The sequence below is a fragment of the Enterococcus olivae genome, assembly GCF_053760925.1.
Map to the genome: position 1 here is coordinate 17,179 of NZ_JBSMVT010000026.1, position 25,550 is coordinate 42,728.

Sequence of the window (25,550 nt, forward strand, 5' to 3'; positions counted from 1 at the left end):
AAAAAATCTGGATTTCTGAAATAATTTACTTGTGTTTTTACAAAAAAAAAATTATTCTTAAGCAGTATGTTGAAAAACCGAAAAAGGCAAGTATATATTGTAGAAAACAGTGAAAAACACGAACAATCTTATTCGGAAACAATCACATATAATAAACTGGGTTCAGGGAGGAAAGAAGAGTGGGAAAACCAATCATTTCATTTAACAATGTAGTGAAGCGGTACGATGATGAGACGATTTTGAAGAGTGTGAATTTTGAGATAGAAGAAGGAAAATTCTATACGTTGCTTGGTCCATCAGGTTGTGGGAAAACAACGATTTTGCGAATTATCGCTGGGTTTTCTGAGGCGACTGAAGGGGATATTTTCTTTGATGAGAAACGAATCAACGATGTGCCTGCGAATCAACGCCAAGTCAATACAGTCTTTCAAGATTATGCATTGTTTCCGCATATGAATGTTTTTGACAACGTCGCTTTTGGTTTAAAGATCAAAAAGCTGCCGAAAAAAGAAATTGAAAATAAAGTCAATGAAGCGTTACGCTTAGTTCGTTTAGATGGCTATGCAACTCGTGAGATCAGCGAAATGTCAGGTGGTCAGCGGCAACGTGTGGCAATTGCTCGGGCGATCATCAATGAGCCGAAAGTTTTACTGTTGGATGAGCCGCTTTCTGCGTTGGATTTGAAATTGCGCACAGATATGCAATACGAACTGCGTGAATTACAACAACGTTTAGGGATCACTTTTATTTTTGTCACCCATGATCAAGAGGAAGCCTTAGCGATGAGTGACGAGATTTTTGTCATGAACAAAGGTGAGATCGTTCAAAGTGGAACACCGGTAGATATTTATGATGAACCAATCAACCATTTTGTGGCTGATTTTGTGGGGGAAAGCAACATCGTCAACGGAACAATGCTAGAGGACAATCTGGTTGAGTTTGTTGGCAAAAAATTTGAGTGTGTCGATAGTGGGATGCGTAAAAACGAGCCAGTTGAAGTAGTGATTCGACCAGAGGATCTGAGCCTGACTTCAATGGAAAAAGGCAAATTGATCGTTCGGGTCGATACGCAGCTATTCCGCGGTGTCCATTACGAAATCATTTGCTACGATGAACAGGAAAATGAGTGGATGGTCCATTCTACGAGAAAAGCAGTAGAGGGTAGTCAGATCGGACTTTCCTTTGAACCAGAGGATATCCATGTCATGCGTTTCAACGAATCCGAAGAAGACTTTGATGCACGTTTAGAAAGTTACGAAGAGTAGGAGGGGTGAAATGACAAAAATCAGACGAATTTATGCAGTACCTTATTTGTTTTGGCTGTTGTTGTTTGTGATCGCACCGGTCGTCTTGATCGTTTATCAATCTTTCTTTGATATGAACGGTCAGTTCTCATTATTGAACTACCAAACGTATTTTGCCTCGGGAAAATATCTGACAATGACACTGAATTCTGTGTGGTACGCGTTTTTGATCACTGTGATCACCTTGTTGATCAGTTATCCAACAGCTTATTTTTTAACAAAATTAAAGCACAAAGATCTGTGGTTACTGCTGATCATTTTACCGACTTGGGTCAATCTACTGTTAAAAGCTTATGCATTTATCGGTATTTTTAGTATCAATGGAAGTATCAACAACTTCCTAGATTTTATTGGTGTGGGTCCACAGCAGATTCTGTTCACTGATTTCAGCTTCCTAGTAGTTGCAACCTATATCGAGTTGCCTTTTATGATCATGCCGATCTACAATGCACTGGAAGAAATGAATCCTTCTTTGATCAGTGCTAGTCGTGACCTCGGAGCGAACAGCTTTGAAACCTTCCGTAGAGTCATTTTTCCACTGTCCTTAAATGGCGTGAAGAGTGGCGTGCAGGCGGTCTTTATTCCGTCACTCTCTTTGTTCATGTTGACACGCCTGATCGGAGGAAATCGCGTGATCACCTTAGGAACGGCGATCGAGCAGCATTTCTTAGTCACACAAAACTGGGGAATGGGTTCGACGATCGGAGTCGTACTGATCATTGCGATGTTTGTCGTGATGCTACTGACTGGTGAGAAGAAAAAAGGAGGCCAAAGAAAATGAAAAAATTTCAATGGTCCCATCTCTATCTGACGATCGTTTTCATCTTATTGTATGCACCAATTTTGTACCTGGTTTTTTATTCCTTCAATGACGGGGGAACGATGAATAGCTTTACTGGCTTCACTTGGGAAAATTATACGGCTGTTTTTGAAGATTCTCGATTGCTGATCATTGTCCTGAATACCTTCATGCTGGCCTTTTTGTCAGCATTGATCGCGACAGCTATCGGAACATTTGGTGCCATGGCGATTTATTACACGAAACAGCGAGCGATGCGTAATGCTTTGCTGAGTATGAACAATATTTTACTCGTTTCACCTGACGTCATCATCGGTGCCAGTTTTTTGATCTTCTTTACGCTGATCGGTAGCTTGTTCCGTGGCTTCAATCTAGGATTTTTCAGTGTGCTCCTTTCGCATATTGCTTTTAGTATTCCGATCGTTGTTTTGATGGTCTTGCCAAAGCTACGAGAAATGAATGATTCAATGGTCGATGCAGCGAGGGATCTGGGAGCGAACAATCTGCAAGTCGTCAAAAATATCATTTTGCCGTTTTTGTCACCAGGGATCATCGCTGGTTATTTTATGGCATTTACCTATTCTTTGGATGACTTTGCTGTGACCTTCTTTGTCACAGGAAATGGCTTCAGTACCTTGTCGGTAGAGATTTATTCACGTGCCAGACAAGGAATCAGTTTAGAGATCAATGCATTGAGTACTCTAGTTTTCTTATTCTCAATGATTTTGGTCGTCGGCTATTACTTTATCAGTAAAGAGAATGTTTCGCGTCGTGTACGCCGAAACCGCCAGAAAAGCGAGGTGACGGATCTATAATGAAAAGACTACAATCGTTGATCATCGGTATTCTTGCCATCATCCTGATTTTGATTTTTGGCGTTCGTCAACTGGAGAAGGCCACAGGTATGGTGGGTGCTCAAGTATTGAATGTTTATAACTGGGGGGATTATATTGATCCCGATCTCTTGAAAAAATTTGAAGATGAGTATGGCTATAAGGTCAACTATGACACCTTTGATTCCAATGAGGCAATGTTTACCAAGATTCGTCAAGGAGGAACGGCGTACGATATTTCTATTCCGAGTGAGTACATGATTCAAAAAATGATCGAAGAAAATCTAGTCATCGAATTGGATCACTCAAAAATTCAAGGCCTAGATAATATCGATCCACGTTTTCTCGATCTCAGCTTTGATCCAAACAATGCTTATTCAATCCCGTATTTCTGGGGAACCTTAGGTATTGTTTATAATGATAAGGTGATTAGTGAAGAAGAAATCTCTTCATGGGATGATCTGTGGCGTCCAGAGTTGAAGGACAATATCATGTTGATCGATGGCGCGCGAGAGGTGATTGGCCTGGGACTAAATAGCTTGGGGTACTCACTGAATAGTAAAAATGATACGGAGTTAGAAGAAGCAGTAGAAAAACTTCGAAAGATGACACCGAACATCAAAGCGATCGTTGCCGATGAGATCAAGATGTACATGGCAAATGAAGAGAGTGCGGTTGCGGTAACTTTTTCAGGGGAAGCAGCCGATATGATGTGGGAAAACGAGCATATCCATTATGTGATTCCTGAAGAAGGCTCCAACTTGTGGTTTGACAATATTGTGATTCCAAAAACAGCTACCAATATTGACGGCGCCTATGATTTCATCAATTTCATGCTGGAACCAGAAAATGCTGCTCAAAATGCGGAATACATTGGCTACTCTACACCAAACGAAAAAGCTCTGGAAATTTTACCAGCTGAGATCACAGAAGATGAACAATTCTATCCATCAGACGAACTGGTCTCTCATTTGGAAGTGTATGAAGATTTAGGACAAGAGTATCTAAGTATTTATAATGATTTGTTCTTGGAGCTGAAGATGTATAGGAAATAGTACCAATCTTCGGTAAGAATGGCGTATATTCAACAATCTTGGAGGCGATTAATCTGTCTTTTTTACCGTCATTCTTCCAATTTTCTTCCAAAAACGGCTAAAAAGCCGTTTTTTTGTTGTTATTTTATGTTTTCTTCCAAAATTTTCTTCCAGAGAAAATAGTTATAAACCCTTGATAAATCAGTGTTTTTACCATTTTTTTTATTTCTAAATAATGAGAGGAAAAGAAAAAAATGAGTATATTTCAATTTACGAATGAATTTAACCAACGCATACCATCTAAAAAGAAAGATGGATCGCTTTTGAAATTCAGTAGAAATAAAGGATATGAATCAATCCCAAGAGAACTCGCTCAAAATGAACAGTTGAGTTATGAAGCGAGAGGATTATTAATTAGTATCGCTTCATACCCTGAATCGTTTAAACTTTATAAAAGTGAATTATATAAACGTTCCATCAAAAATAGTCGCAGAAAAATAGACAAATGTTGGCAAGAATTAATTGAGGAAGGATACATTCTTCAGTTTAGGAAACGAGATGGGAAGAGTTTTATCTTTTCCTATCTTTTTAGTATGGAACCATTTTTGGTAGAGGATATGATTCATTTGTTTGAAGAAGCTTATGAATACAATTTTCATTATTATCATAAACGGATCCGTAAATACGAAGACCAAACAATGGAAAACTTCCGACTGATTTTACCTAAATACCTAATTGAAAAAGAGAAAGATACACTTATTGAATGGCTAAAAAGTCACGATGAAATCAAGATGGAAAGTTCGAATGTTCAAATTGAACATCCCAAAAAACAGGATGTAACCAATGATTTTTCTAATGTTCAAAATGAGCAGCTCAAAATGGACTGCTCAAAACGTACAGATAATAAATTAATTAATAAAAGATTTATTACTGAAAAAAATGATACTATTACTGATACTAAAACCATCGATACCGAGAAAATGAAGAGCAGTCAATTATTAGAATCATTAGCTGACATTTTGACTGAAACTTTTTTATCTGAAGAATCTCTGGAACTGATTGCTTTTGAATCGGATCAGGTAGAAGAAGCCAAACAAGTAATTGATATTCTTTATAAGTCAAAAAAATACGTTCAAGATCATCTGGATGGACTAACGATTGTTGCCGAATATTTTGAAAAGCCTACGCATGAAATGTTGCAGCGATACTTTTTTAATAAACGAACCAAAGAACTGAACTCAGAATCTGGTTATCTTTATAATATGGCTCGAAATCATTGGCTACAGATGGCAGGATTGATGTTGCATAGTGGTGGATATCCTAATAAAGAAAAGTATTTAACTAAGTGTCATGAGTTATATGAAAAACTACAAAAAAATAAAACTATTTAATCGACGACCATGAATATCTCTAGACATGGTTGTTTTTTTGTGAGGTGAAGAATAGTGTTTTTATTTATTTTTGGTCTTTTTTTAGGGGCAATGTTTGGTGTATCAATCATGTGCTTATTCTCAATTAACAGAGAAACTTGAGATTCTATCATGAAGGAAGAAGGTGAAAAAGAATCAATGGGTAACATAAAATAATCTTAGTTTTAAGTTGGGAGGGAGATTTTTGAGTGACATTGATGAACGAGTGATGGTTCAAATGGTCGATAGTTCTAAATTAACGGTAAAATTAGTACTCAGTGCAATGAAGTCAATGTATGAGTACCAAAAAATGAACCATCGTGAAAATCAAAGGGAGAAACAACACATGAAACACAAACAGCAACAAGCACCAAAAACGGGTAAGCAAACTTTGAAAGAATTGATGCAGCAAAATCGTCAACTTACATTTGTTCCTTTGGAAGAACAGACGGATTTACGCAGACTACAAAAAGAATTAAAACAATATGCAGTTGATTTCAGTGTCGTGAAAGAAGGAAAAACGAAATGGCAAATTTTTTTTAAAGCACAAGATGCAGAAATATTTAATCAAGCCTTTAAAAAAGTCCTAAGCAAATTTGATTCCGAATTTCAAAAAGTAAATCAAGAAAAAATGCCCGAACAAGATGCTACAAGTAAAGGTGATCAGTCAAAGTCACAGAAAAATCGAGAAAGAGAAAGTGAGCCAAAACATTCAATGGAAAAACAAACGAAGAATCGACCATTGTCTGTGAATGAACGTTTAGAAAAAGCCAAAAGAGAGGCTCAAACCTATAATCAGGCTGTTCAGAAAGAACCAGTAAATGTGAAAAGAAGAAAGAAAAATAAGGAGGTTGAGAGGTAATGCGTCAAAACGCAAAACAACTCATCCTCCTTTTTACATTTCTAGGAATCTTTGCTTTCTATATTGCTCATCGAGCGACGAAACTATTTCTTACCTTGTCAGGAGATTTGATTCCCAAATTGAATCAGACAATTGATGGAACGATAGCGTATTTAATCAATGAACCCATTGATTTTCAGTTTACTCAAATGTCTTTAATTACTGGTGGAATCGTCTTTTCTTGCTGTCTATTAATAGGTTTGTATATAGCTTCGAGTCAAAAAAATTACCGCCCGGGTGAAGAGTATGGTTCTGCTCGTTGGGGGACTGCCAAAGACAGTGCCCCTTTTAAAGCAAAAAAGAAGGAACAAAATATCCTTTTAACAGAGACAGAAAGTTTAACCATGGAGACTCGTCTTCCAAAGAAGAAGCGAAAATATGAACGAAACAAAAATATATTAATCGTTGGTGGAGCTGGTTCTGGGAAAACACTAGGATTTGTAAAACCCAATCTCATGCAACTACATTCCAGTTATGTGGTTACTGAATCGAAGAATTTATTGCCACATGAAACAGGAAAAATGCTTGTAGATGCAGGGTATAAAATAAAAGTTTTTGATTTAGTCAATCGAGCCAAGTGTGATTATTTTAATCCGCTAGCTTACGTAGATTCTGAGGATCGAGTCCTGATGATTGTCAATAATTTGATGAAGAATACAGATAATCGAATACAAAAATCTGGAGATCCATTTTGGGAAAAAGCTGAAACGGCTCTTTATTGTGCCATCATCAGTTACTTAAAGGCAGTCGGTCGGCCAGAAGAACAGACACTGACGATGGTTGGTAAATTATTACGAGAAGGAAGAATTGATTCAGATGATGAGAAGTTAATCAGCTCATTAGATGTTTTATTTGAAGACTTTCGAAAAGAATATCCCGACCATTTTGCGACGAGACAATACGATACATTTAAGTTAGCTACTTTCAAAACAGCTCGATCTATTTTGATTTGTGCAAGTGTACGGATGATGCCTTTTGATATTCCATCTATTGAGAAGTTAGTTTCCAAAGATACATTAGATTTAGACAAAATTGGCGACGAGAAAACAGTCCTTTTCGTTTGCTTACCAGACACGTATGAAACGTACAATTTTATTGCTGCAATGATGTATGAAATTTTGTTTGAGGTTTTAGTCTATAAAGCAGACAATCTCTATCATGGACGGTTACCTATTCATGTACGCTGTATTCTGGATGAATTTGCAAATATTGGACAAATTCCTAGCTTTGATAAAAAAGTAACAACTATTCGTAGCCGAGAAATTTCAGTGTCAATTTTATTACAAAATTTAGCCCAGTTAAAAAATCTGTATAAGCATACCTGGGAGAATATTACAGGCTCCTGCGATACATTTTTATATTTGGGAGGAATGGAAGAAACGTCCCAGAAACGTGTGAGTCAACTGGTAGGAAAAGAAACCATCGATATTTTGAAATATAGTCAAAGCTATGGTGGACAAGGATCCTATTCGAAATCTGCTGATAAAACAGGAAGAGACTTAATCAATCAAGATGAAGTAGCAAACTTAGATAATGACTATAGTATTTTGAAAATACGAGGGGTACCCGCTTTTAAATCAAAAAAATACAATGCTCGAAAGCATCGAAATTACAAATTATTATCGGATACGAATCCCGATAATTGGTATGAGTACAATGTGTCCTTACGACCGATGGAAGAATTTTTACGCAACGTAAAAATTGTAGAAACATATGCATACCAAGAAATCAATCAACTAGTAAATGAAGGAGAGAGATAAATGAATTATTTTAGTCAAGTAATGTCGTTGTTATCACGAGGTGTTTTAGCAGCAGGTGCTTTATATACCGTTTGGGGCATTATTCAGTTAGGGAGTGCGATTAAAGATCACAACGGACCTGGTATGCAAAATGCTATTTTTCAGACTGTTGGTGGAGCAATCATTACTGCAGCTGGTGCATGGATCACCTCAATTACGATGTAATAGGAAGGGGTCATAGAATTGAATGGAGCCATTGAATTTTTGTTGGAAATGATTAGTGATCAATTAAGCTTATCGAATGGGTCAAAAGACGTGTTGACGCAAAATTTGAATCAATATTTGCCAGAACTATACCGTTATAGCGTCTCGATTATGAATGTTGTTGTGAAACCAATCGCTTACTCAATTTTAGGATTTTTGTTATTGCTAGAGTTACAGTCATTAGCCCAACGATTTCATTCTTCTAGTTCCAATGGTTTTGGATTGGAACCTTTTATTCCACTATTTTTAAAGATTGGTATTTGTACGCTAGTCATGCGTTATTTACCAATCTTTTTACAAGCGATTATGGAAATTGGCATTCGAATCACACAAGGAATTGCTGACTTGGGCATTGATGCTAGTAACAATCAATCGATAGATATTTCAAGTGCGATGGAAACAGTCTCAGAATTAAACTTTTTCTCTCGAATGGTTTTATTAATCGTCTTGCTGATTCCATTACTTATTTCTTTAATTACCAATATTCTAGTCAAGGTAATGGTTTTTATGCGATTTTTGGAGTTGTATGTTTACTTATGTATCTCTCCAATGCCTATTTCTACTTTACCGTCTGCAGAGATTAGTCAGATAGGGAAAAATTTTTTCAAATTATTTATTGCGGCAGCACTGCAAGGCGTACTGCTTTTTATTGTTTTAAGTTTCTACCCTATATTGGTTAATAGTGCTTTTTCGTTAGGTGTCAATCAAGGTGTGATTGAGATTGCTTCTGCGATTATTGGAAACTGTATAGCATTAGGCTTTTGTCTGTTTTATACAGGTAGATGGTCAAAATCTATCGCAACCGCAGCATAGAGAGGAGGTTGACTATGGCAATTGAAGTATCTGTACGAAAAGAAATCAAAACATATAAAGAGAAACTAATTTTTGGTTTTTCTATTCGTCAAGCACTGGCTTTGTCTGGAACGGTTTTATTTACAGTGGGGATAGGTGTGTTGAATTATTTCTTTTGGCGCCTGCCCATTGATGATATTGGATTGGTACTAATGTTTCTATCTGTACCAATTCTTTCCCTTGGTTGGTATAAAAAAGAAGGGATGCCGGTGGAGCAATATGTCAAAATATTATGGCGCTATCTTCATTTAGCGCCGAATTATCCATTTGTTTTGCAAGGAAAGGAGTTTGATACGATTAAATTGGATGACAAAAAAGAAAGAAAAAAGAGAACAGAATGTGGCAACTGAGGATAAAAAAGAACGCAAGAAGTTAGAAAGAGAAAAAAAGAAAAAGACAGCAAAACAACGAAAGGATGCACCACCAAAATCTGCACAAAGCATGATTTATTATGAAAAAATGTTTGAAGGCGGGATTTGTGAATTGTCAGCAGGTTGGTATTCAAAAAGTATGGTCTTTGACGATATCAATTACCAAATTGCCCAAAGAGAAGACCAATTAAATATCTTTGCGGATTATTGTGAATTGTTAAATGCTTGTGATGAAACGACTCACTTGAACGTCACATTAACCAATCGAAAAATAGATATTCAAGAATTTGAACAAGCAATGTTTTATGAGCTAGCAAATGATGCACAAGATGACTATCGTCAAGAATTAAACACTATGTTAAGAAGAAGCATTACGGAAGGACAAAATGGATTTCTAAAAGAGAACTATTTAACTTTTAGTACGCAAGCAAGATCTTACGAGCAGGCAAAACGTTTTTTATATCGTACAGAACAATCGCTCATGAGTAATTTGTCTACAATGGGTGTAGAAAGTACAGGAGTAAATGGCTATGAAAGATTAGAAATGATGCATGATTTATTGATTCCCAATGATTTGTTTCATTTTAATTATCAGGACACGATTTATAATCAACTTTCCACAAAATCAGCTATCACACCGGCTAGTTTTAATTTTAAAAAGAGTAAAAATAGCTTTGAAGTTGGGAATGGATTTGGTCAAATCTTGTACTTGAAAGACTATCCAGCGAATCTTTCAGATAAATTGATTACTGAAATTATGGAAATCCCTGAAGAGATTACTTTATCTATCCACATTGATCCAGTAGCTCCTGATAAAGCGAATAATCTTGTTCAGACGAAAAAAGCTTTTATGGAATCTGATAAGGTAGCAGCGCAACAAAAAGCCGTTACAAAAGGTTATGATAGCGCGATTGTTCCTTACGAATTAGAAAATAGTATTGAAGAAGCTTCCGAATTATTAGATGATATCGTAAAACGAGGACAAAAGTTATTTTTCGTTACTTTTCTTGTGTATACTCGTGCAGATTCAGAAGACCAATTATCTGATATTGTGGAACAAGTACTAAGTGTTGGTCGAAAGAATCGGTGTGGTTTTCATTCGCTAGATTACATGCAGGTAGAAGGAATGAATTCAATTTTACCGATAGGAAAGAATTTTGTGCCCATTCAACGAACATTGACTACTGCAAGTGCGGCAATTTTTATTCCTTTTACCGCACAAGATTTAAACCACTCAGATGGTAAATATTATGGGGTCAATGAAACAACTAAAAATGTGGTACGTGTCAATCGAAAAAAACTGAATACACCTAGTGGGTTTATTTTAGGAAGTTCCGGTTCAGGAAAAGGTGTTCAAAAGAAGTATGAAGAGATTACGACTTTATTAAAGAATCCTGATGCAGAAATCATTTCCATTGATCCGGAAGATGAGGATTCAATTATTGGAAAAGAATTTGATGCACAAATTGTTAAGATTTCTCCCAATACAGATACCTTTATCAATTTACTAGATATTACAGATGATCTTCAAGGAGAGGAAGACCCGGTCAAGCTAAAATCAGATTTTTTGCTTTCTGCGTGTGAAAATCTAATCGGTGGACGGACTGGATTAACTTCTGCTCAGCGATCGATTATTGATCGTGTGACTCGTTTAACGTATGCTAATTATTTCAATCAAGAGGGGGCTAAGATGCCAACGTTAAAGGACGATTGGTTCCCTATCCTCAAACAACAACCAGAAGAGTCAGCTCAAACGTTAGCCTTAGATTTAGAGCTCTATATTGATGGTTCATTAGCTGTTTTTTCCAGAAAGACAAATGTTGAATTAAATAAACGGTTCATTATCTACAATACGAAACAATTAGGGAGTCAGTTAAAGACCTTTGGGATGATGGTAGTCTTAGAACAAGTTTGGAATCGAGTCGTTCGAAATCGTGAATTAGGAATTACAACTTGGTTGTATATTGATGAAATGCAATTACTACTCAGTGATCCGTATTGTGAGAACTATTTTTTCGAATTGTGGAGTCGTATACGTAAATGGGGCGCCATTGTCACTGGGATTACCCAGAATGTAGAAACACTTCTTTTATCGGATAAAGCCAGACGGATGTTAAGCAACAGTGAATTTATCATTATGTTGAAACAAGCCAAAAGTGATTTAAATGAACTTTCGGCTTTATTTGGCTTGTCTTTTGAACAAGAGAAACAATTAATCAATCCACAGAAAGGAGCAGGATTGATTAAAGCAGGCAATGCGATTGTGCCATTTTCCAATATTGTTGATTCAACCACTAAGTTGTATGAACTTGTCACAACTGATCCAGATGATCGAGTTCGTTTCAATCAAGTAAAAGGACAGTGATGTATATGGAAGATAAAAAAGAAACTTTAGTCACCAACTGGGTCAACAAACCAAAGCAGGATTTTAAGCAATCCGTTCAAAAAGAAAGACGAAAGAAAAATGTAGCATTTGTACGTAAGAAGAAATCATTTGCTAAACAAAAAAACAGGTATGAAAAAATTCTTTCGACTAAGAAACCACATCAGAGTAAGAATTTAAAAAGCAAACGATTTAAATTAAACACACAACCAAAGGAACGATTCGTTTCTAATAAAGAGCATCAGATTGCTTCAGAAATTTCAGCAACGAACAAGAAACAGACAAGAGAAAGTTCATCTGTGTTAGATAAAAAAATAGAACATGCCCCTTTATCAAAAGAAAAGGATTCAGATCGTGTTATGATGACAACTGCTAAACAGGAGGCGATACACCAGAAATCTAAGCATCGGTTATCGAGCCTTCTTAAAAATGAGGTGAAACAGAAACTAAAAGAAGAATCTGGCTACAACGAAACAGTTTTTGGAGATATTAATCATGGGATTGAAACAGTGCGAGCAACAAAAGACGGGGTGAAATCTGTTGTACATCTTGCTAGTCAATCGGCAAAAACAACGTCAAAAGTGGTGCAATCTTCTTATAGCTTATTGAGACCACATCAGAAACTTTTCCTTCAAACGCAACAAAAGATGATACAAATAGGAAAATGGTTGGCGAAATTGATTGCTAATCCGATACTACTTTTAAAAGGGTTAAGCATTGGCTCTATAGGATTACTAATTGCAGGGTTGTTATTGATTATTATCGTATCTATAACGAGTACTTTTTCTACTGCGACTACAAAGGCTGATGAACAAGAATTAACGAAAACTTGGGTCTATTTAACAGAATTAGATGCAGATACTACTTTATCTATTCAGAAAGGGAAAAAAGAGTTAGAAATAAATGGTGCTAGTTCTAACAGAGAAAATGTACAAATTCGATCCAATTTAAACGAAGTTTTAGCGTACTTAGATACTACTTATGGGGATTATGAATTAAATGGACGAGTATCACCTGAAAATCAGCAAACAAAAACGATTCTTCAAACACTGTATCAAAAAATGGTACAGAGAACATCCACAAAAGAAAAAGAGCAAGTGAAAATTCAGCCAATTATTGAAGCTTTACCGAAAAGTGAAGAACGAGAAGAACAATTAAATGCTTTAACTGAAACAGGTCAATTTGTCGCATTAGAGGAATTAGCTCCTCCTTTAAAGAATCAAGAACAGCTAGAGGTTAGTCAACGATATGGCTATCATGTGAAGAACAAAAAGAAGGAATTCTTTGAAGGACTTGCTTTTCAATCTGAGCCAAAAATCGATGTATTCGCTCCTTTATCAGGAGAAGTAACGAGAAAAAATAAGCAATTAATTATTTCAAACAAAAGGAATAAGATAATTCTCTCAAATGTGAATCTTGCTTCTTCTATTGGCACTTCCGTTAATCAAGGTCAAAAGCTTGGGACAACAGTTGAAAAGGCAGATTTAACCATTAGGTATGAAAAAAATGGTGCATCTGTGAATCCATCTTTTTATCTACCCAATATTCATTATGTGCAAGTTTCAGACTTAGGTTTTTCATCAGTAGGTGGAGCATCGTTTGATGAAAATAAATTTCGCTCGCTCATTCGACTAAAAGGAAATGCTTTTCGTACAAAGGCTGATAAAATTATTGCAGAGGCAAAAAAAGCAGGCGTCTCTCCAGTCATTTTTGCAGCAATCATGATTCATGAGAGCGCATGGGGAACAAGTCAGGCTATTCGAGAACATAATAACCCCAGTGGACAAATGTCAAGTTCGGGTATCATTCACTATAATTCCTTAGATGAAGGGATTGAGGCAACTGGTCGCACATTACAAAATTTAATTATAAAAAGAAAGTTACAAACGATTGAACGATTAGGAAGTGTCTATTGTCCAGTAGGCGCTGACAATGATCCGCTAGGTTTAAATAAGTACTGGGTACCAGCGATTAAAGATTTCATGGTGGCCCTTGGTGGAGAAAAGGACATGTCTCTTTTGTGGTCTTCCGTTAGTGGAAGAGGAAAAGGCGGAAAAGCTTTGGAAAGTGCATATACCTTGCACAAAAAAGGAGTTAAGTATTCACAGGGTTTGAATCAACGTGGTCAATTTCCATATCATGATTGTTCCTCCTTTGTCACATGGGCGATGAAACAAGCAGGTATTAATGTTAGTTTGGGTAGTACAGAATATTTATATAGTTTGGAAGGAACCATTCTTCAACCCATCTCTCGTGCTGAAATTAGACCAGGAGATATTTTTGTTTGGGGAACAAAAGGGAGTTCGTCTGGAAATTTTGGTCACACTGGATTTTTTACTGATAATGGAGGCAAACATATACTACATGCTACACCAGCGACAAGTCGAGGCTTTGGACAAAGTGGTGATGTGGTAGAGACACCGTTTGAAGGTTATTTTGGAGATACGAATTTAGCACCAGTTTATTTTTATCGGATTGCTGGATAACAGTTGGGACTGAGGAAATCCGCTGTAAATTATTCGTAAAATATAGTACAATATTTACAGGAGGATGATGACTATGATGAACATTAAGCCTATTTCTGATTTGCGTAACTACAATCAGGTATTAAAAGAAGTAACCAACGACCAACCAGTATTCTTAACAAAAAATGGAAGAGGGAAGTATGCTGTGATTGATATTGAAGATTATGATAAATTAAAAGCTAGTTTAGAAATTCTGGAACAATTGAAAAAAGCTGAAACGAGTGGAACTGTTGATTTAGCAACTGCTAGAGAGCGTTTTAATGTATGAAGTACAACGTAAAATTAACGAATGATTTGTTAGAGGATTTGAGTCAATTGTCGTCTTATTTAACAAGTGAGTTTTCAGAAGCTGTGTCACAAAATGTGCTAGCTTCTTTATTTGATACCTTTGATTCTTTAGGCGAATTTCCGTATAAAGGTAAAGATGCCGCAACATTGATGTTTACATTCAGTGGGTATAGGTATTTACCATTAAAACAAAATGTTATGTTTTACGCGATTGATGAAGGAAATCAAACAGTCAATTTGTTACGATTGTATTCTGTTTCAGAGGATCCTATGCAAAAATTCAAAAGATATTTAGAATAAATAATTATTTATGTAGAAAATATACGGACCATAGAAAGACTTCTTAAATATTTGAGAGGTCTTTTTTTCTGAAAAATTTGAGGTGATAACAATTGAAAAAATGGAGAATAGGATTGTATTTAGGAATAAGCTTTTTACTTATAATCATTGCTGGGAGTATTGGACAATCAATCGGTTGGAATAAATCGATTGAGAAACAGGAAAAGGAACAAAAATTATCGGATTCATTTTCTGATCAATACATCAATGATTTTTTAACAGTTTTCTATACGTTTGATTATTCAGGCGATAATTTTGCGGATTATCGTTCCTTTTTAACTAGGGATAAAGCAAAAAAGGAACAGCGTTTGCTTGAAACAATGGATACTAAACCACAACAATTTGGCCATGTTCAATTTAAAACGAGTCAAAATTATATTCAATTAGTGAATGCACAATCTATCGAAACTATTAGTTTTGTGGATTTAACCATGGATCTGTTAAATAACGAAGGACAAGTGGTTACCAGGGATATTGAAAATCAAATCGTATTAAAAATTCATTATGTTTTTGACGAGGAAGCCAACAGTTATTTGATTGATGCGTGGGAGCAGCTGACGATTCGTTAAGGAAGGAGAGAGCATATGGCTAGAAGAAAAACACCAGATGAACGCTTAAAAATTCTTGAACGAGAAATTATTGGGTTGGAAGATCGTCGAGCCAGTGATTTGTTAAAAATTCAAGAAAAGAAGAAACTACATCAAACGTTGGAAGAAGAAATTATTTTGAAACAAGTCAAAGCTTACAAACTGAATCCGAGTGAATTGAAAAAGTTATTAGCTGCTACCTCGGAAAACGAAAAGGCAGAAATTCTTGATGGCAATGAACTAAATTTCTCAAAGGACTCTTAAATAAGTGAAGAACTGGTACAAGTATAAAACTACTTCCAGTTCTTCTTTTTTTATCGGAAGGAGGGAGACTGTTGGCTGAAAAAGAATTGGGAAAAGCAATTAAAACATTTGAAGAAAAATTAAGTTATGCTCGTTCAAGGAACTTGTTGTCAGTGGTTGCTTCATTGGGAATACAAACGGAAAAAGTAGGGACAACGATTCGGAATGCCGAACATCCAAGTCAAGTGTTTTATCCCCGTAATAATCGCTTTGTATGGTTCAGCCAAGACATCTCTGGAGACGTGATTACATTCGTTCAAATGATGACAGATAAAAATTTCAAAGAAGCGATTGAATTCTTAAATACAGAAAATTTAATGGAATCGGAAATTGTCGTTCAAGAGGAACCGAAAAAACCATTCCATTATTATGTTCGAGAAACAACAGAGTCTTCTTTAGCAAAGCAGTACCTTATTGAAGAGAGAAAAATCAATACCACCATTGTGAACCGACTATTTGACGAACGCTATCTTGTGCAAGCAGAGTATATGCCCTATTACCCAGAGAGCAAGGAATTTGCTCCATGTTTAGTTGCAAAATGGGAACGTCATGGTGAATTAGTTGGTGGGACGATTCAAGGACTGACTATAGATGAAGAGCATTTCGGTAAACATGATCGAGACAAACGAATCATGGGGAGAAGTGAATCCAATTTTGGGTGGAATTATACCTTAGGACACCCTAATAAAATCATATTTGCAGAATCAGTCATTGATCTTCTTAGTTATTGGTCTTTACATCCAGAATTGGATAATTGTTATCTAGTGGATTTAGAGGGCTTAAAAGAAAATTCTTTCAAAGAATTCCTCAAAGAATTAATCATTGAAAAGAAAGGGACTTTTGAAAAAGGGCTTATTTTGGCGATTGATAATGATGTTGCAGGTCAATTATTTATGGATAAATTATCTAAGTATCAATTTTTTGAACAAGATAATTTTATCATTGAACAACCGATGAATAACGCTGTATTAAGTGAACACCATGTGATTTATCAACGGGTAGGTCAACAGTATCAAGTGGATCCGCTAGCTCTTGCTGCGGTACACAAAGCCTACACAAACGGATCTAAAACGAATCAACTGGCAAATGTTTGGAAAAATGACCAATTTTTTGGCACTTATTTGAAACCAACAGAAAAGCCAACAAAAATCAATACGTTAACTGAATGTGAAAAGGCAGCGTTAGCTTTACAGAAAGTTCAATCTACTTCAGAAAGATACAATTTTGTTCAATTAACAACCGCAATGGAAGATACACCAGCTACTCAAGCTATGGGAGACAAGATTCAACGAATGTACCAGATGTTTCAAAAAGAAGGCATGTTAATCGTAGATGAAATATTGAAAGACCAAAATGACTTATTAAAAGAAAAAATTATAAAAGAAAGAAAAGGAGAAGAAGAAATGGCAATCAATGAAGAACCGTTTTCTGAGAAGGTAGAAGAAGCATTGCGTATTATCAGTGATGAACAAGTTGCATATGAATTAGATACTGTTCGTTTATCTGAACCTGCCTCATTTGAGGAAATTGGTAAAAGGCAGGCTATCTATTTAGAATTTCAACAGGTTTTACGTAGAGTGAAACAAAAAGAACCGACAGAGTTAGAGCAAGAATTTGTTAATCAAATTCTAGAAATAGAAAAACCTGTTCAACGTGTTTTTGAACAAACAAAAACCGAATCTGCTCTATTAGGTGAAATCGTAAATGACCATCGTTTGGTTACCCATTTTTTGACAATCAATGAAAATACGCAAGAAACGAGCCTATTTGATTTATTACCACAGCCCGCACAAGAAAATTTCGTATTAGGGTTAGATGCACTTGAAAATGAATTGAATACTATAGACACAAACCAACTATCGCATACTCAAACATTCTCTGTATCGTTACATCTAAATTATCTAAAGGATACTCTTTATCAAACAGGATTCTTGATAAATGATGGAGAACATTTTCATTTAACAGATGGGCTGAATGGAATTGTTGACACAGACTGGCTAAAACAAATTGCCATACAGTTACTAGAATTTGATGAGGATTCAACAATGACTACAGCAAAACAAATTCTAAATACAAGAGAGTCATTCAATGCATCTGTGGTTAGACAAAATCCATTACCTAAAATATTAGAAGAGTTTAAAACTTGGGCGCAGAATTACGAAGGCCTAGGAAAGGAATATGTACCTAAAGAAGAAATCGATGCTTTACAATTGACAGTCGAAAATAACGTGTTGTTAGAATCTGAAGATACTTGGTTTGATTCCTTAGAGGATTATTTGTTATCCCATAAAGAACGTCCTTTTGGTGAGTCTGCTGCATTTACGAATGCCTCTCTTTTTTTAGATTTAATCGATGCTGTCGATCGGAATCATGAAGTTTTGTTGGACCAAGTACAATCTTATCAAAAAGAATTTTTTGAAGGGCATTACGAGATTTCAACTGCAACAAACGAAGTATTCGATCATTTGAAAGTATCTTCTGCGAATCGAATACAACCTAGTAATGAACTGGTCCTACTTCCCGAATCTCGAGAATCTGGGTTAATTGATGAAAACACAAAGACGGTGCTTGTTCTTGAGCGTGGGAATGGAAATGAACAAATATTCGAAAACTTTTCCGAATTTGTTGAATATGTTGAAACAACGAATGAAACAGAACTGACTAAAGTGAAACTTGAAAAAGAAGAACTAAAATTAGTTAGTGAATTGAAGGTTTTAAAGGAATGGATGAAGGAATACGACGGACGCGATAAAGAATATATCCCTGTTGAAGAAATTCAACAATTGAAAGTAAAAGTGACAGATGAAAAAGAAGTTGTCCTTCTCGAAGAAATGAATGGTTCTTATACTCGTCAATATGCAAGTGTTCGTGGCTATTTTGAAAGTTTTGAAGGAAATACTTGGAAAGAAACATATTCTTTCGAAAGTGCGAAAAATTATTATGAACATCGGAATGAACCTATGTATCTACGATATGAACTGGTTAAAGAAAAGTTATTACATGTAAAAGAAGAACAAATGCTTCTACATACTCATTCGAAAGAAGCTTTGGGAATAGAAATTTGGGAAAATATCCATTGTGTATCAGAATCACAATTGAAAAAGAATGCTAATCAAAAGTTATTGTACTATCAAGACCCTACACGAAATAGCAATCCAATTTACTTCCATTCCATTCAAGATGCCCAACAATTTGTAGACAAGTTTGTTAAAGAGCAGCAACAATCGAGCCCAACTCAAAAGCCTTTACGGGCTTTTTTTCGTAGGGAAAGAAAAGAACAAGAAGCAAAAAATAATTCGAAGAATAATCAAACATTGGAGGATAATTTTTTAGGAATATCGCATCCGAAAGTGGTTTTTGGTATAGAAAAGAGTAGGGCTGAACTGAAGAATCAAGAATTGTTTGCTTCAAAATCCTCAGTCAAAACTATTGGCAAAACGTCAAATGAATTGATAGCTGCTGCAAAAGAAGGCGTAAAAGAATTTGTTCATTCTGATACTTATAAAGAATACCTTCAAGTGATGAGTAAATTCCATAACTATTCTTGGAGAAATACCATGCTTATTTTTATGCAAAAACCAGATGTCTCTAAGGTGGCAGGATTTCAAACATGGAAGAAAACCTTTGATCGACACGTGGTAAAGGGAGCAAAAGCGATTCGAATCCTAGCACCTATCATTAAAAAAGAAGAGGTTGAAAAAGTTGTAAATGGTAAAAAGCAACTAGTCCAAGAAAAACGAATTGTTTCTTATCGACCAGTCAATGTATTTGATGTCTCGCAAACGGAAGGAAAGGAACTGCCAAAATTAGTGAAGGAACTGACTGGGGATATCAAGCAATATAGTAAATTGTTTGAAGCCATTGCTGCAACAACAGATTTTCCAATTGAATTTGACAATATTGTTTCTGATGCAAAAGGGTACTGTGATATGAGTGAGAGAAAAATTGTGTTACAAAAAGGCATGAGTGAAACGCAAACAATTAAAACACTTGTTCATGAAGTGACACATAGCCTCATGCATTCAAACACGGCTTCTATCACTAGTAATCGTCAAACAGTGGAAATTGAAGCAGAAAGTACAGCGTTTGTTGTTTGTGCCCATTTTGGATTAGATACTTCTGATTATTCTTTTGGTTATCTTGCTGGTTGGAGTCGTGGGAAAGCTCTTGAGGAAATGACGGATAGTTTTGCTAAAATTCAGAAACAATCAGACAAGCTGATTGAATCCATTTCTATTAATTTGAAAGAACTAACAAAAGAACTCTCCCAAGAAAAAGGTGTATCGCAAAAAATCGAATTGGCACGATCTAATTCAGAATTGCATAACCAAGTCGTAAAAAAGCCTCAAGTACGCAATAAAAAATCTGAGATAAAACCACCAAAGGAGAGATAGAGAATGAAGACAGGTAGTGATTTTCCTATAGAGTTGTTTGAAGGAAAGATGAAGTTGATCATTGGTTTGGAAAAAGGAACTTTCCGAGCATTAGAACCACGCCCTTCTAAGGAAGATTTGGTTCAATCACTAAAAGAAGAGAGGGAAGTTGTTCCAGAATATGAGAAAAGAGAATTTAAGCAAATGATACATTTTATTGAAAATTTATCTAAAGAGGACTTTGTCTCTTTCTATGAAGAGATTCCTTTTTATGAATTAGTAAATGATGAAATCGTAGAAAAAGAAAAGAGGACATAACAAGATTTTTTAAGAATAGGGGTTTGGGGGTGAACCCCCAAATTTTATATCTGCTGAAAAGAATGTTCTTTTCAGTAGGTATAATTCTGCAAGTGGATAGCCACTTGCAATGCTTGCGAAAAAGTTCCTCTAAAATATGAACTAAATTATGTTCCATAAAAATTGTGATTTTCTTCAAAGAAAAAAGTAAAGGAGTGTAATTATGGCGAACAGAAAGCGCACGTATCAAAAAATTGTCCGATTTAATGAAGAAGAGTTAATGCTTCTAAGTAAAAAAATGTCTTTGTCAAATACGAAAAATTTTGAACAGTATGCTCGTAAAATGTTGTTGAACGGTCTTGTTATTCATAAAGACTTTTCAGATATTCGAGAATCGATTTTGCAAATAACTCGTATTGGAACAAATATTAATCAGATTGCTAAAAAGGTCAACGGTACTAATTCAGTCAATCGAGAAGATATGAATATTTTATTATCGAACTATCAGCAGTTATCGGAAGAGTTACAAAGTTCTTTGTTAAAACATATATATGACGATAGGTAGGGGTGGAAAGTGGCGATTATTAAAATTAAAGCAATCAAGGGAAGTCATAGAGCAGCATTGGATTATATTATTGACGAAGCAAAAACGGTCAAAAATGAGTCAGGTAATCAGCAGGTCATTGATTATATTACCAATGCAGTAAAAACCAACGATGGAGAATTAGTCAGTGGTTATAATTGTACACCAACATTTAGTGCGGCAGAATTTGCGATGACTCAAAGTTTAGCCAAAGAAGTCAAAGGTAATTATAAGAATGTGGGAGGGTCAGATGTCCGTGCCTATCATTTGATTCAGAGTTTTTCACCAGAAGATACCCTTACACCAGAAGAAGCTCATGCGCTAGGGCAACAATTAATGCAACAATTTCTAGATGGTAAACATGAATTTGTTATTGCTACACATACTGACAAAGCCCATATTCATAATCATATTGTCTTTAATGCAACATCTTTTTATGATTTAAAAAAATTTCGTAGTAAACCTTATTTGACCGTTTCCCAAATTCGAACGATTAGCGATAAACTTTGTGCAGAACATGGTCTCAATGTGTTAGCAGAAAATCAACCGTTAAAAAGTAATTACAAGCAGTATCAAAAATATCGTTCCATGACTACGTATCGAGTACAAATTCGGAAACGAATAAATTTTTTGTTAGAAACAGCAACAGATCTTTCACAATTCATTGAAGATGCTAATATGTTAGACGTACGTATTCATATGGATGGTAAACATGTCACATATCAATATGGCGCACAAAAACGAAAAACACGTGATGACAAGTTGTCCGATGACGAGCGATTTACAAAGCGTGGCTTAACTGAAAGATTAGCATTTAACAAAGTGATAGTAGATTATTTGGAGAAAAAAATGGAAGACTGCTTCCAACAAGCTACCTCCTTTCCTGAATTTACACAATTACTCAAACAGGAAAAAATTACTTTCAAGACAAACAGTCAAGGAGAACGGTCATTTCTTTTAAGCGAATTTGAAGATGGTAAATTATCCGAACGTGCAATCAATGAAGGATATAAAGTGGATTATATCCAAGAATATTTTTCTGCTAATCAACCACTTAGACGTTTAGAAAAAATACAAACTGTTAAGGAAATTTTTGATTTGCTCCCTCAAACAATGTTATCGAGTAATGAAACAGCTATTCGCGTCTCTTCTAAGCTTGTAGAAGAGCGAACTAAAGATGGTTTGTTGTTAAATATCGTTAATTCAAATGGTGAGCGAGGACAACTTTTTATTGATGCAAATCATGTGGATTTTTCATCATTGGATAAAAGTTACCATCTCTATATTGGTCCGCAATTTAATTACTATTTTATTCAAGATGGTAAAGCAACTAATTACTTTTTAAAAGGAGAACAATTGATTCGACAACTAGAAACTATAATGAAAGTACCTAAAATTTCTGTTGAAGTTCCTCAATCAATGATTCGATCTACAAATGAAAAGGGACTGGTGCTCTCTTTTGAAAAAGAAGGTATCCAACGATTATTCATAGAAAAATCAGATGTAACTATTGATCCATTGCGTCAAATTATTACAGTAGAACTTTCAAATAATTGGCATTACTCATATCAACATAGTAGTTTTACAAAGAAAAAAGCTCCATATAAAGTAATCACGGGAAAACAATTAGTTGAGCTAATTGAAAAAAATCAACCAATGTTAGATATAGAATTAAAGTATCGATTGAATTTGCATCAAAGAAAATTCGCTGTGGCGGAAGCGAAAGAATTAGCCACACAACTAAATCTATTACGCAATGATCGTATCAAGGATGTACCTGAGTTACTGCAACAAATTGTCTCATTAGAAAAACAAATACAGCATACACATTATTCGCTTGAGTTATTGAAAGAAAAAATTTCAGAATACAATCAAGTAGCCAAATATTTGTTAGCTTATCAAAACTATTCTTGGGTAAAAGAAGAATCTTCTACTAAATATAAGCAGGAGAAAAATCAATTTCAAGCTGCTGTAACTTATTTAGACAAGAAGCAAATCAATCCCATGGTATCTTCTGAAAAAGTCATTGCTTTAGTGAAAGAAAATCAAAAACAAGAAGTAAATCTACAAAATCAACTACAACACATAGGAAAAAAACTCCATGACTATGAAAAGATTTATCAATTATTCGATACGCTAAATGAAGAACAGTTTACGGAACCAAAAAAGAAAAACCAAAAAATGAAAGAACGAGAATGACAAACAGAAAAGGAGGAGGGGAATGCAACTATTTGATGTTACGCAATATGAGTTACCTAAGATGAGCGAAGTTGATTGGTTGCAGACAAAGTATAATGTAGGTGTTTTCTTAATAGCCTATAAAAGAAGTCGGGAACGTATCGGACTGTCGGCGGTTCCTCAGCTTACTCAGCAAGTTAGAATAAAAGAAGTGGAAATAGGTTTACAAAAGAAAGTCAGTCTAGGTGATCAGAAAGAATTTAACTATATGCAGAAATGTTTTTGTTATGGATTTTATGCTATTGTGCATCCGTATCGACCAGAAGTAACTGAAAGGAGACGAAAGATTTTTATTTACCGTTATTTTCATGGATTATCCATTTCGTTGGTCAGTGAACGAATCAATTATCAGAAAAATATTATTGTCGATGACTCTAAAATGGCGATGATCCAGTTCGCAACTTCATTGAATTTAATTAGTATATTAAATTAAGTAGATAGTAATTTAATGGAATTATTGATATGCTAATTAAAAGATCAAGGAGGTTATACTATGTCATTTGTAGAAGCGAAAAAAATATTTATTTCATATAGTTGGTCATCTGAAGAAATTAAACAAAAAGTTCTAGATTTGGCGAAATCATTAGTTGCTGATGGAATTGAGGTTGTGTTAGATCGATGGGATTTGGAAATTGGGGCAGATAAGTTTAGCTTCATGGAACAAATGGTTTTAGATGAAACCATAGATCGTGTATTAATTATTAGTGATCGGGTATACGCTGAAAAATCCAATTCACGCCAAGGTGGTGTAGGAACAGAAACTCAAATAATTACTCCAGAAATATATCGAACGACTGAAAAAAATAGATTTATTCCAATTGTTTTTGAACGTGATTTAGTATCGGGAGAAGCATATTTACCTATATATGCCAAGTCAAGAATGTATATTGATTTGTCTGATGATGCAATATTTGATGAAGAGTATATTAGATTGGTGAGAGAGATATATGAAAAACCAGACTTAAGAAAACCTAAGTTAGGAACAACACCTAGTTATATTTTAGATGAGAGAATTGATAGTTTTTTGGTCGAAAGAAAGGCAAAAGAAGTTAAAAGAGTATTCATGTATGCGCCAAATAGACTTTCATTTTTGATTAAAGATTTTTTTGATAACTTTATTCAAGAGTTAGATAAACTTCACGTGGAAAAACAAGATGATGAAGAATCTGATGAAGCAGTTGTTAGACTCATTAATCAATCACTACCGTTTAAACAATCAATTGTGACTGTGATGAGTATTATTGCTCAAGGTAATGAATTTGACGAAATATTATTGGACTTTTTTGAAGACTTCAACAATAAAATAGTTGAAGTTGAACGGTCAAGTATAAGCATGCCAAGATTAAGTTCAGAAGTTATAAAATTTTTACTTAATGAAATATTTATTATTACTCATACTATACTGATTAAATATAGGAATTGGAATTCGGTTAGCAAACTAGTGAATCATTTTTATTATGATTATGATATTCGTAAAGAAGTTGATTTTGCTAAATTTAGAAAACCTTTGGTTGTAATTTATGAAGGAAATTTGGAAAAGAAAAACAAAAGAGTTTCTCTTACAGCAGATATGATGAAAAATAGGGCATCTAACGAAAAGGAATTTGAGGAAATGATTGAAGCGGACTTATTTTTATATTATGTGAGTAAAATAAATCCTAATATTGATAATGATTGGTATGGGATATGGTTTCCAGCTCTTTATATTTATCGTCGTATGGGAAATGATCGACTAAAAGTCCTCTCATTATTGAAATCTAATGATAATTTAAAAAAGATACTACCTGTTTTCAATGTAACAAAAGAAGAATTTCAAGGAAAGATGTCTGAAGTGTCTGGAGAGAGAGGTTATTCAAATTCATTTGAACAGATACCAGCTATTGAGAAATTTTTGCGTAAAGAAGAAATAGGGACTAGACCTTAGTATCTGTTTTAATTGAATGCTGTCTATGTATTTTATAATAATACTATACCTACTAAATATTTTTTCTAAAACTTTACCCTAGATAATTCATAGTTTTATGAGTTTGCGCTCTAAAACCGTATTTCTTCAACATTTGTAAAGAGTTTCTTTTTTCACCCATTTGGTGCGTGAAAAAAGAACACCTTTCTGTTAATGTAGATTTGA

Annotated in this window: 23 protein-coding genes; all 23 read left to right on the plus strand. The window is 35.0% G+C overall.

Annotated elements, in window-relative coordinates:
* The first annotated feature begins 179 nt into the window (after positions 1–179).
* A complete protein-coding gene (locus tag ACWODM_RS13435) occupies positions 180–1,265 on the plus strand; it encodes an ABC transporter ATP-binding protein (protein ID WP_455321880.1) in 1,086 nt (361 codons plus the stop codon).
* A gap of 10 nt (positions 1,266–1,275) precedes the next feature.
* Entirely contained in the window at positions 1,276–2,085 is an 810-nt protein-coding gene (locus ACWODM_RS13440; RefSeq protein ID WP_455321881.1) for an ABC transporter permease, read from the plus strand.
* Positions 2,082–2,918 (plus strand): ABC transporter permease, encoded by an 837-nt coding sequence (locus ACWODM_RS13445; protein WP_455321882.1) that lies wholly within the window; start codon positions 2,082–2,084, stop codon positions 2,916–2,918. The genes ACWODM_RS13440 and ACWODM_RS13445 overlap by 4 nt, the downstream gene beginning before the upstream one ends.
* Positions 2,918–3,991, plus strand: coding sequence for an ABC transporter substrate-binding protein (locus ACWODM_RS13450; RefSeq protein ID WP_455321883.1), 1,074 nt, complete (start codon positions 2,918–2,920; stop codon positions 3,989–3,991). Before ACWODM_RS13445 ends, ACWODM_RS13450 begins: the two co-directional genes overlap by 1 nt.
* 233 nt (positions 3,992–4,224) lie before the next feature.
* On the plus strand, positions 4,225–5,361 hold the full coding sequence (locus tag ACWODM_RS13455; protein WP_455321884.1) for a hypothetical protein: 1,137 nt from the start codon (positions 4,225–4,227) through the stop codon (positions 5,359–5,361).
* 54 nt (positions 5,362–5,415) lie between these two features.
* Positions 5,416–5,502: a DUF3789 domain-containing protein gene (locus tag ACWODM_RS13460; protein ID WP_455321903.1), complete on the plus strand. Its 87-nt coding sequence runs from the start codon at positions 5,416–5,418 to the stop codon at positions 5,500–5,502.
* An 82-nt stretch (positions 5,503–5,584) separates the two neighbouring features.
* A complete protein-coding gene (locus ACWODM_RS13465; protein ID WP_455321885.1) occupies positions 5,585–6,241 on the plus strand; it encodes a PcfB family protein in 657 nt (218 codons plus the stop codon).
* Positions 6,241–8,040, plus strand: coding sequence for a VirD4-like conjugal transfer protein, CD1115 family (locus tag ACWODM_RS13470; RefSeq protein ID WP_455321886.1), 1,800 nt, complete (start codon positions 6,241–6,243; stop codon positions 8,038–8,040). Before ACWODM_RS13465 ends, ACWODM_RS13470 begins: the two co-directional genes overlap by 1 nt.
* A complete protein-coding gene (locus tag ACWODM_RS13475) occupies positions 8,041–8,244 on the plus strand; it encodes a hypothetical protein (RefSeq protein WP_455321887.1) in 204 nt (67 codons plus the stop codon). It abuts the gene before it with no gap.
* Between the two features lie 18 nt (positions 8,245–8,262).
* Entirely contained in the window at positions 8,263–9,096 is an 834-nt protein-coding gene (locus ACWODM_RS13480; protein WP_455321888.1) for a hypothetical protein, read from the plus strand.
* A gap of 14 nt (positions 9,097–9,110) precedes the next feature.
* A complete protein-coding gene (locus tag ACWODM_RS13485) occupies positions 9,111–9,485 on the plus strand; it encodes a PrgI family protein (RefSeq protein WP_455321889.1) in 375 nt (124 codons plus the stop codon).
* Positions 9,475–11,871 carry a VirB4-like conjugal transfer ATPase, CD1110 family gene (locus tag ACWODM_RS13490; RefSeq protein ID WP_455321890.1) on the plus strand — a complete coding sequence of 799 codons (2,397 nt, stop codon included), beginning with the start codon at positions 9,475–9,477 and terminating at the stop codon, positions 11,869–11,871. Before ACWODM_RS13485 ends, ACWODM_RS13490 begins: the two co-directional genes overlap by 11 nt.
* A gap of 5 nt (positions 11,872–11,876) precedes the next feature.
* Positions 11,877–14,375: a peptidoglycan amidohydrolase family protein gene (locus tag ACWODM_RS13495; protein WP_455321891.1), complete on the plus strand. Its 2,499-nt coding sequence runs from the start codon at positions 11,877–11,879 to the stop codon at positions 14,373–14,375.
* Between the two features lie 73 nt (positions 14,376–14,448).
* Positions 14,449–14,682 carry a type II toxin-antitoxin system prevent-host-death family antitoxin gene (locus tag ACWODM_RS13500; RefSeq protein WP_455321892.1) on the plus strand — a complete coding sequence of 78 codons (234 nt, stop codon included), beginning with the start codon at positions 14,449–14,451 and terminating at the stop codon, positions 14,680–14,682.
* Positions 14,679–15,002 (plus strand): type II toxin-antitoxin system RelE/ParE family toxin, encoded by a 324-nt coding sequence (locus tag ACWODM_RS13505; protein ID WP_455321893.1) that lies wholly within the window; start codon positions 14,679–14,681, stop codon positions 15,000–15,002. The genes ACWODM_RS13500 and ACWODM_RS13505 overlap by 4 nt, the downstream gene beginning before the upstream one ends.
* 92 nt (positions 15,003–15,094) lie before the next feature.
* Positions 15,095–15,610: a hypothetical protein gene (locus tag ACWODM_RS13510; protein ID WP_455321894.1), complete on the plus strand. Its 516-nt coding sequence runs from the start codon at positions 15,095–15,097 to the stop codon at positions 15,608–15,610.
* Between the two features lie 15 nt (positions 15,611–15,625).
* Positions 15,626–15,892, plus strand: coding sequence for a hypothetical protein (locus ACWODM_RS13515; protein ID WP_455321895.1), 267 nt, complete (start codon positions 15,626–15,628; stop codon positions 15,890–15,892).
* A 71-nt stretch (positions 15,893–15,963) separates the two neighbouring features.
* Positions 15,964–20,325, plus strand: coding sequence for a DUF6782 family putative metallopeptidase (locus ACWODM_RS13520; RefSeq protein ID WP_455321896.1), 4,362 nt, complete (start codon positions 15,964–15,966; stop codon positions 20,323–20,325).
* A 3-nt stretch (positions 20,326–20,328) separates the two neighbouring features.
* A complete protein-coding gene (locus ACWODM_RS13525) occupies positions 20,329–20,622 on the plus strand; it encodes a hypothetical protein (RefSeq protein WP_455321897.1) in 294 nt (97 codons plus the stop codon).
* A 202-nt stretch (positions 20,623–20,824) separates the two neighbouring features.
* Positions 20,825–21,166: a plasmid mobilization protein gene (locus ACWODM_RS13530; RefSeq protein WP_455321898.1), complete on the plus strand. Its 342-nt coding sequence runs from the start codon at positions 20,825–20,827 to the stop codon at positions 21,164–21,166.
* A gap of 9 nt (positions 21,167–21,175) precedes the next feature.
* Positions 21,176–23,383 carry a relaxase/mobilization nuclease domain-containing protein gene (locus tag ACWODM_RS13535; protein ID WP_455321899.1) on the plus strand — a complete coding sequence of 736 codons (2,208 nt, stop codon included), beginning with the start codon at positions 21,176–21,178 and terminating at the stop codon, positions 23,381–23,383.
* Positions 23,384–23,405: 22 nt separating this feature from the next.
* Positions 23,406–23,855 (plus strand): transcriptional regulator, ArpU family protein, encoded by a 450-nt coding sequence (locus ACWODM_RS13540; RefSeq protein ID WP_455321900.1) that lies wholly within the window; start codon positions 23,406–23,408, stop codon positions 23,853–23,855.
* Positions 23,856–23,915: 60 nt separating this feature from the next.
* Entirely contained in the window at positions 23,916–25,346 is a 1,431-nt protein-coding gene (locus ACWODM_RS13545) for a toll/interleukin-1 receptor domain-containing protein (RefSeq protein ID WP_455321901.1), read from the plus strand.
* Positions 25,347–25,550 lie beyond the last annotated feature (204 nt).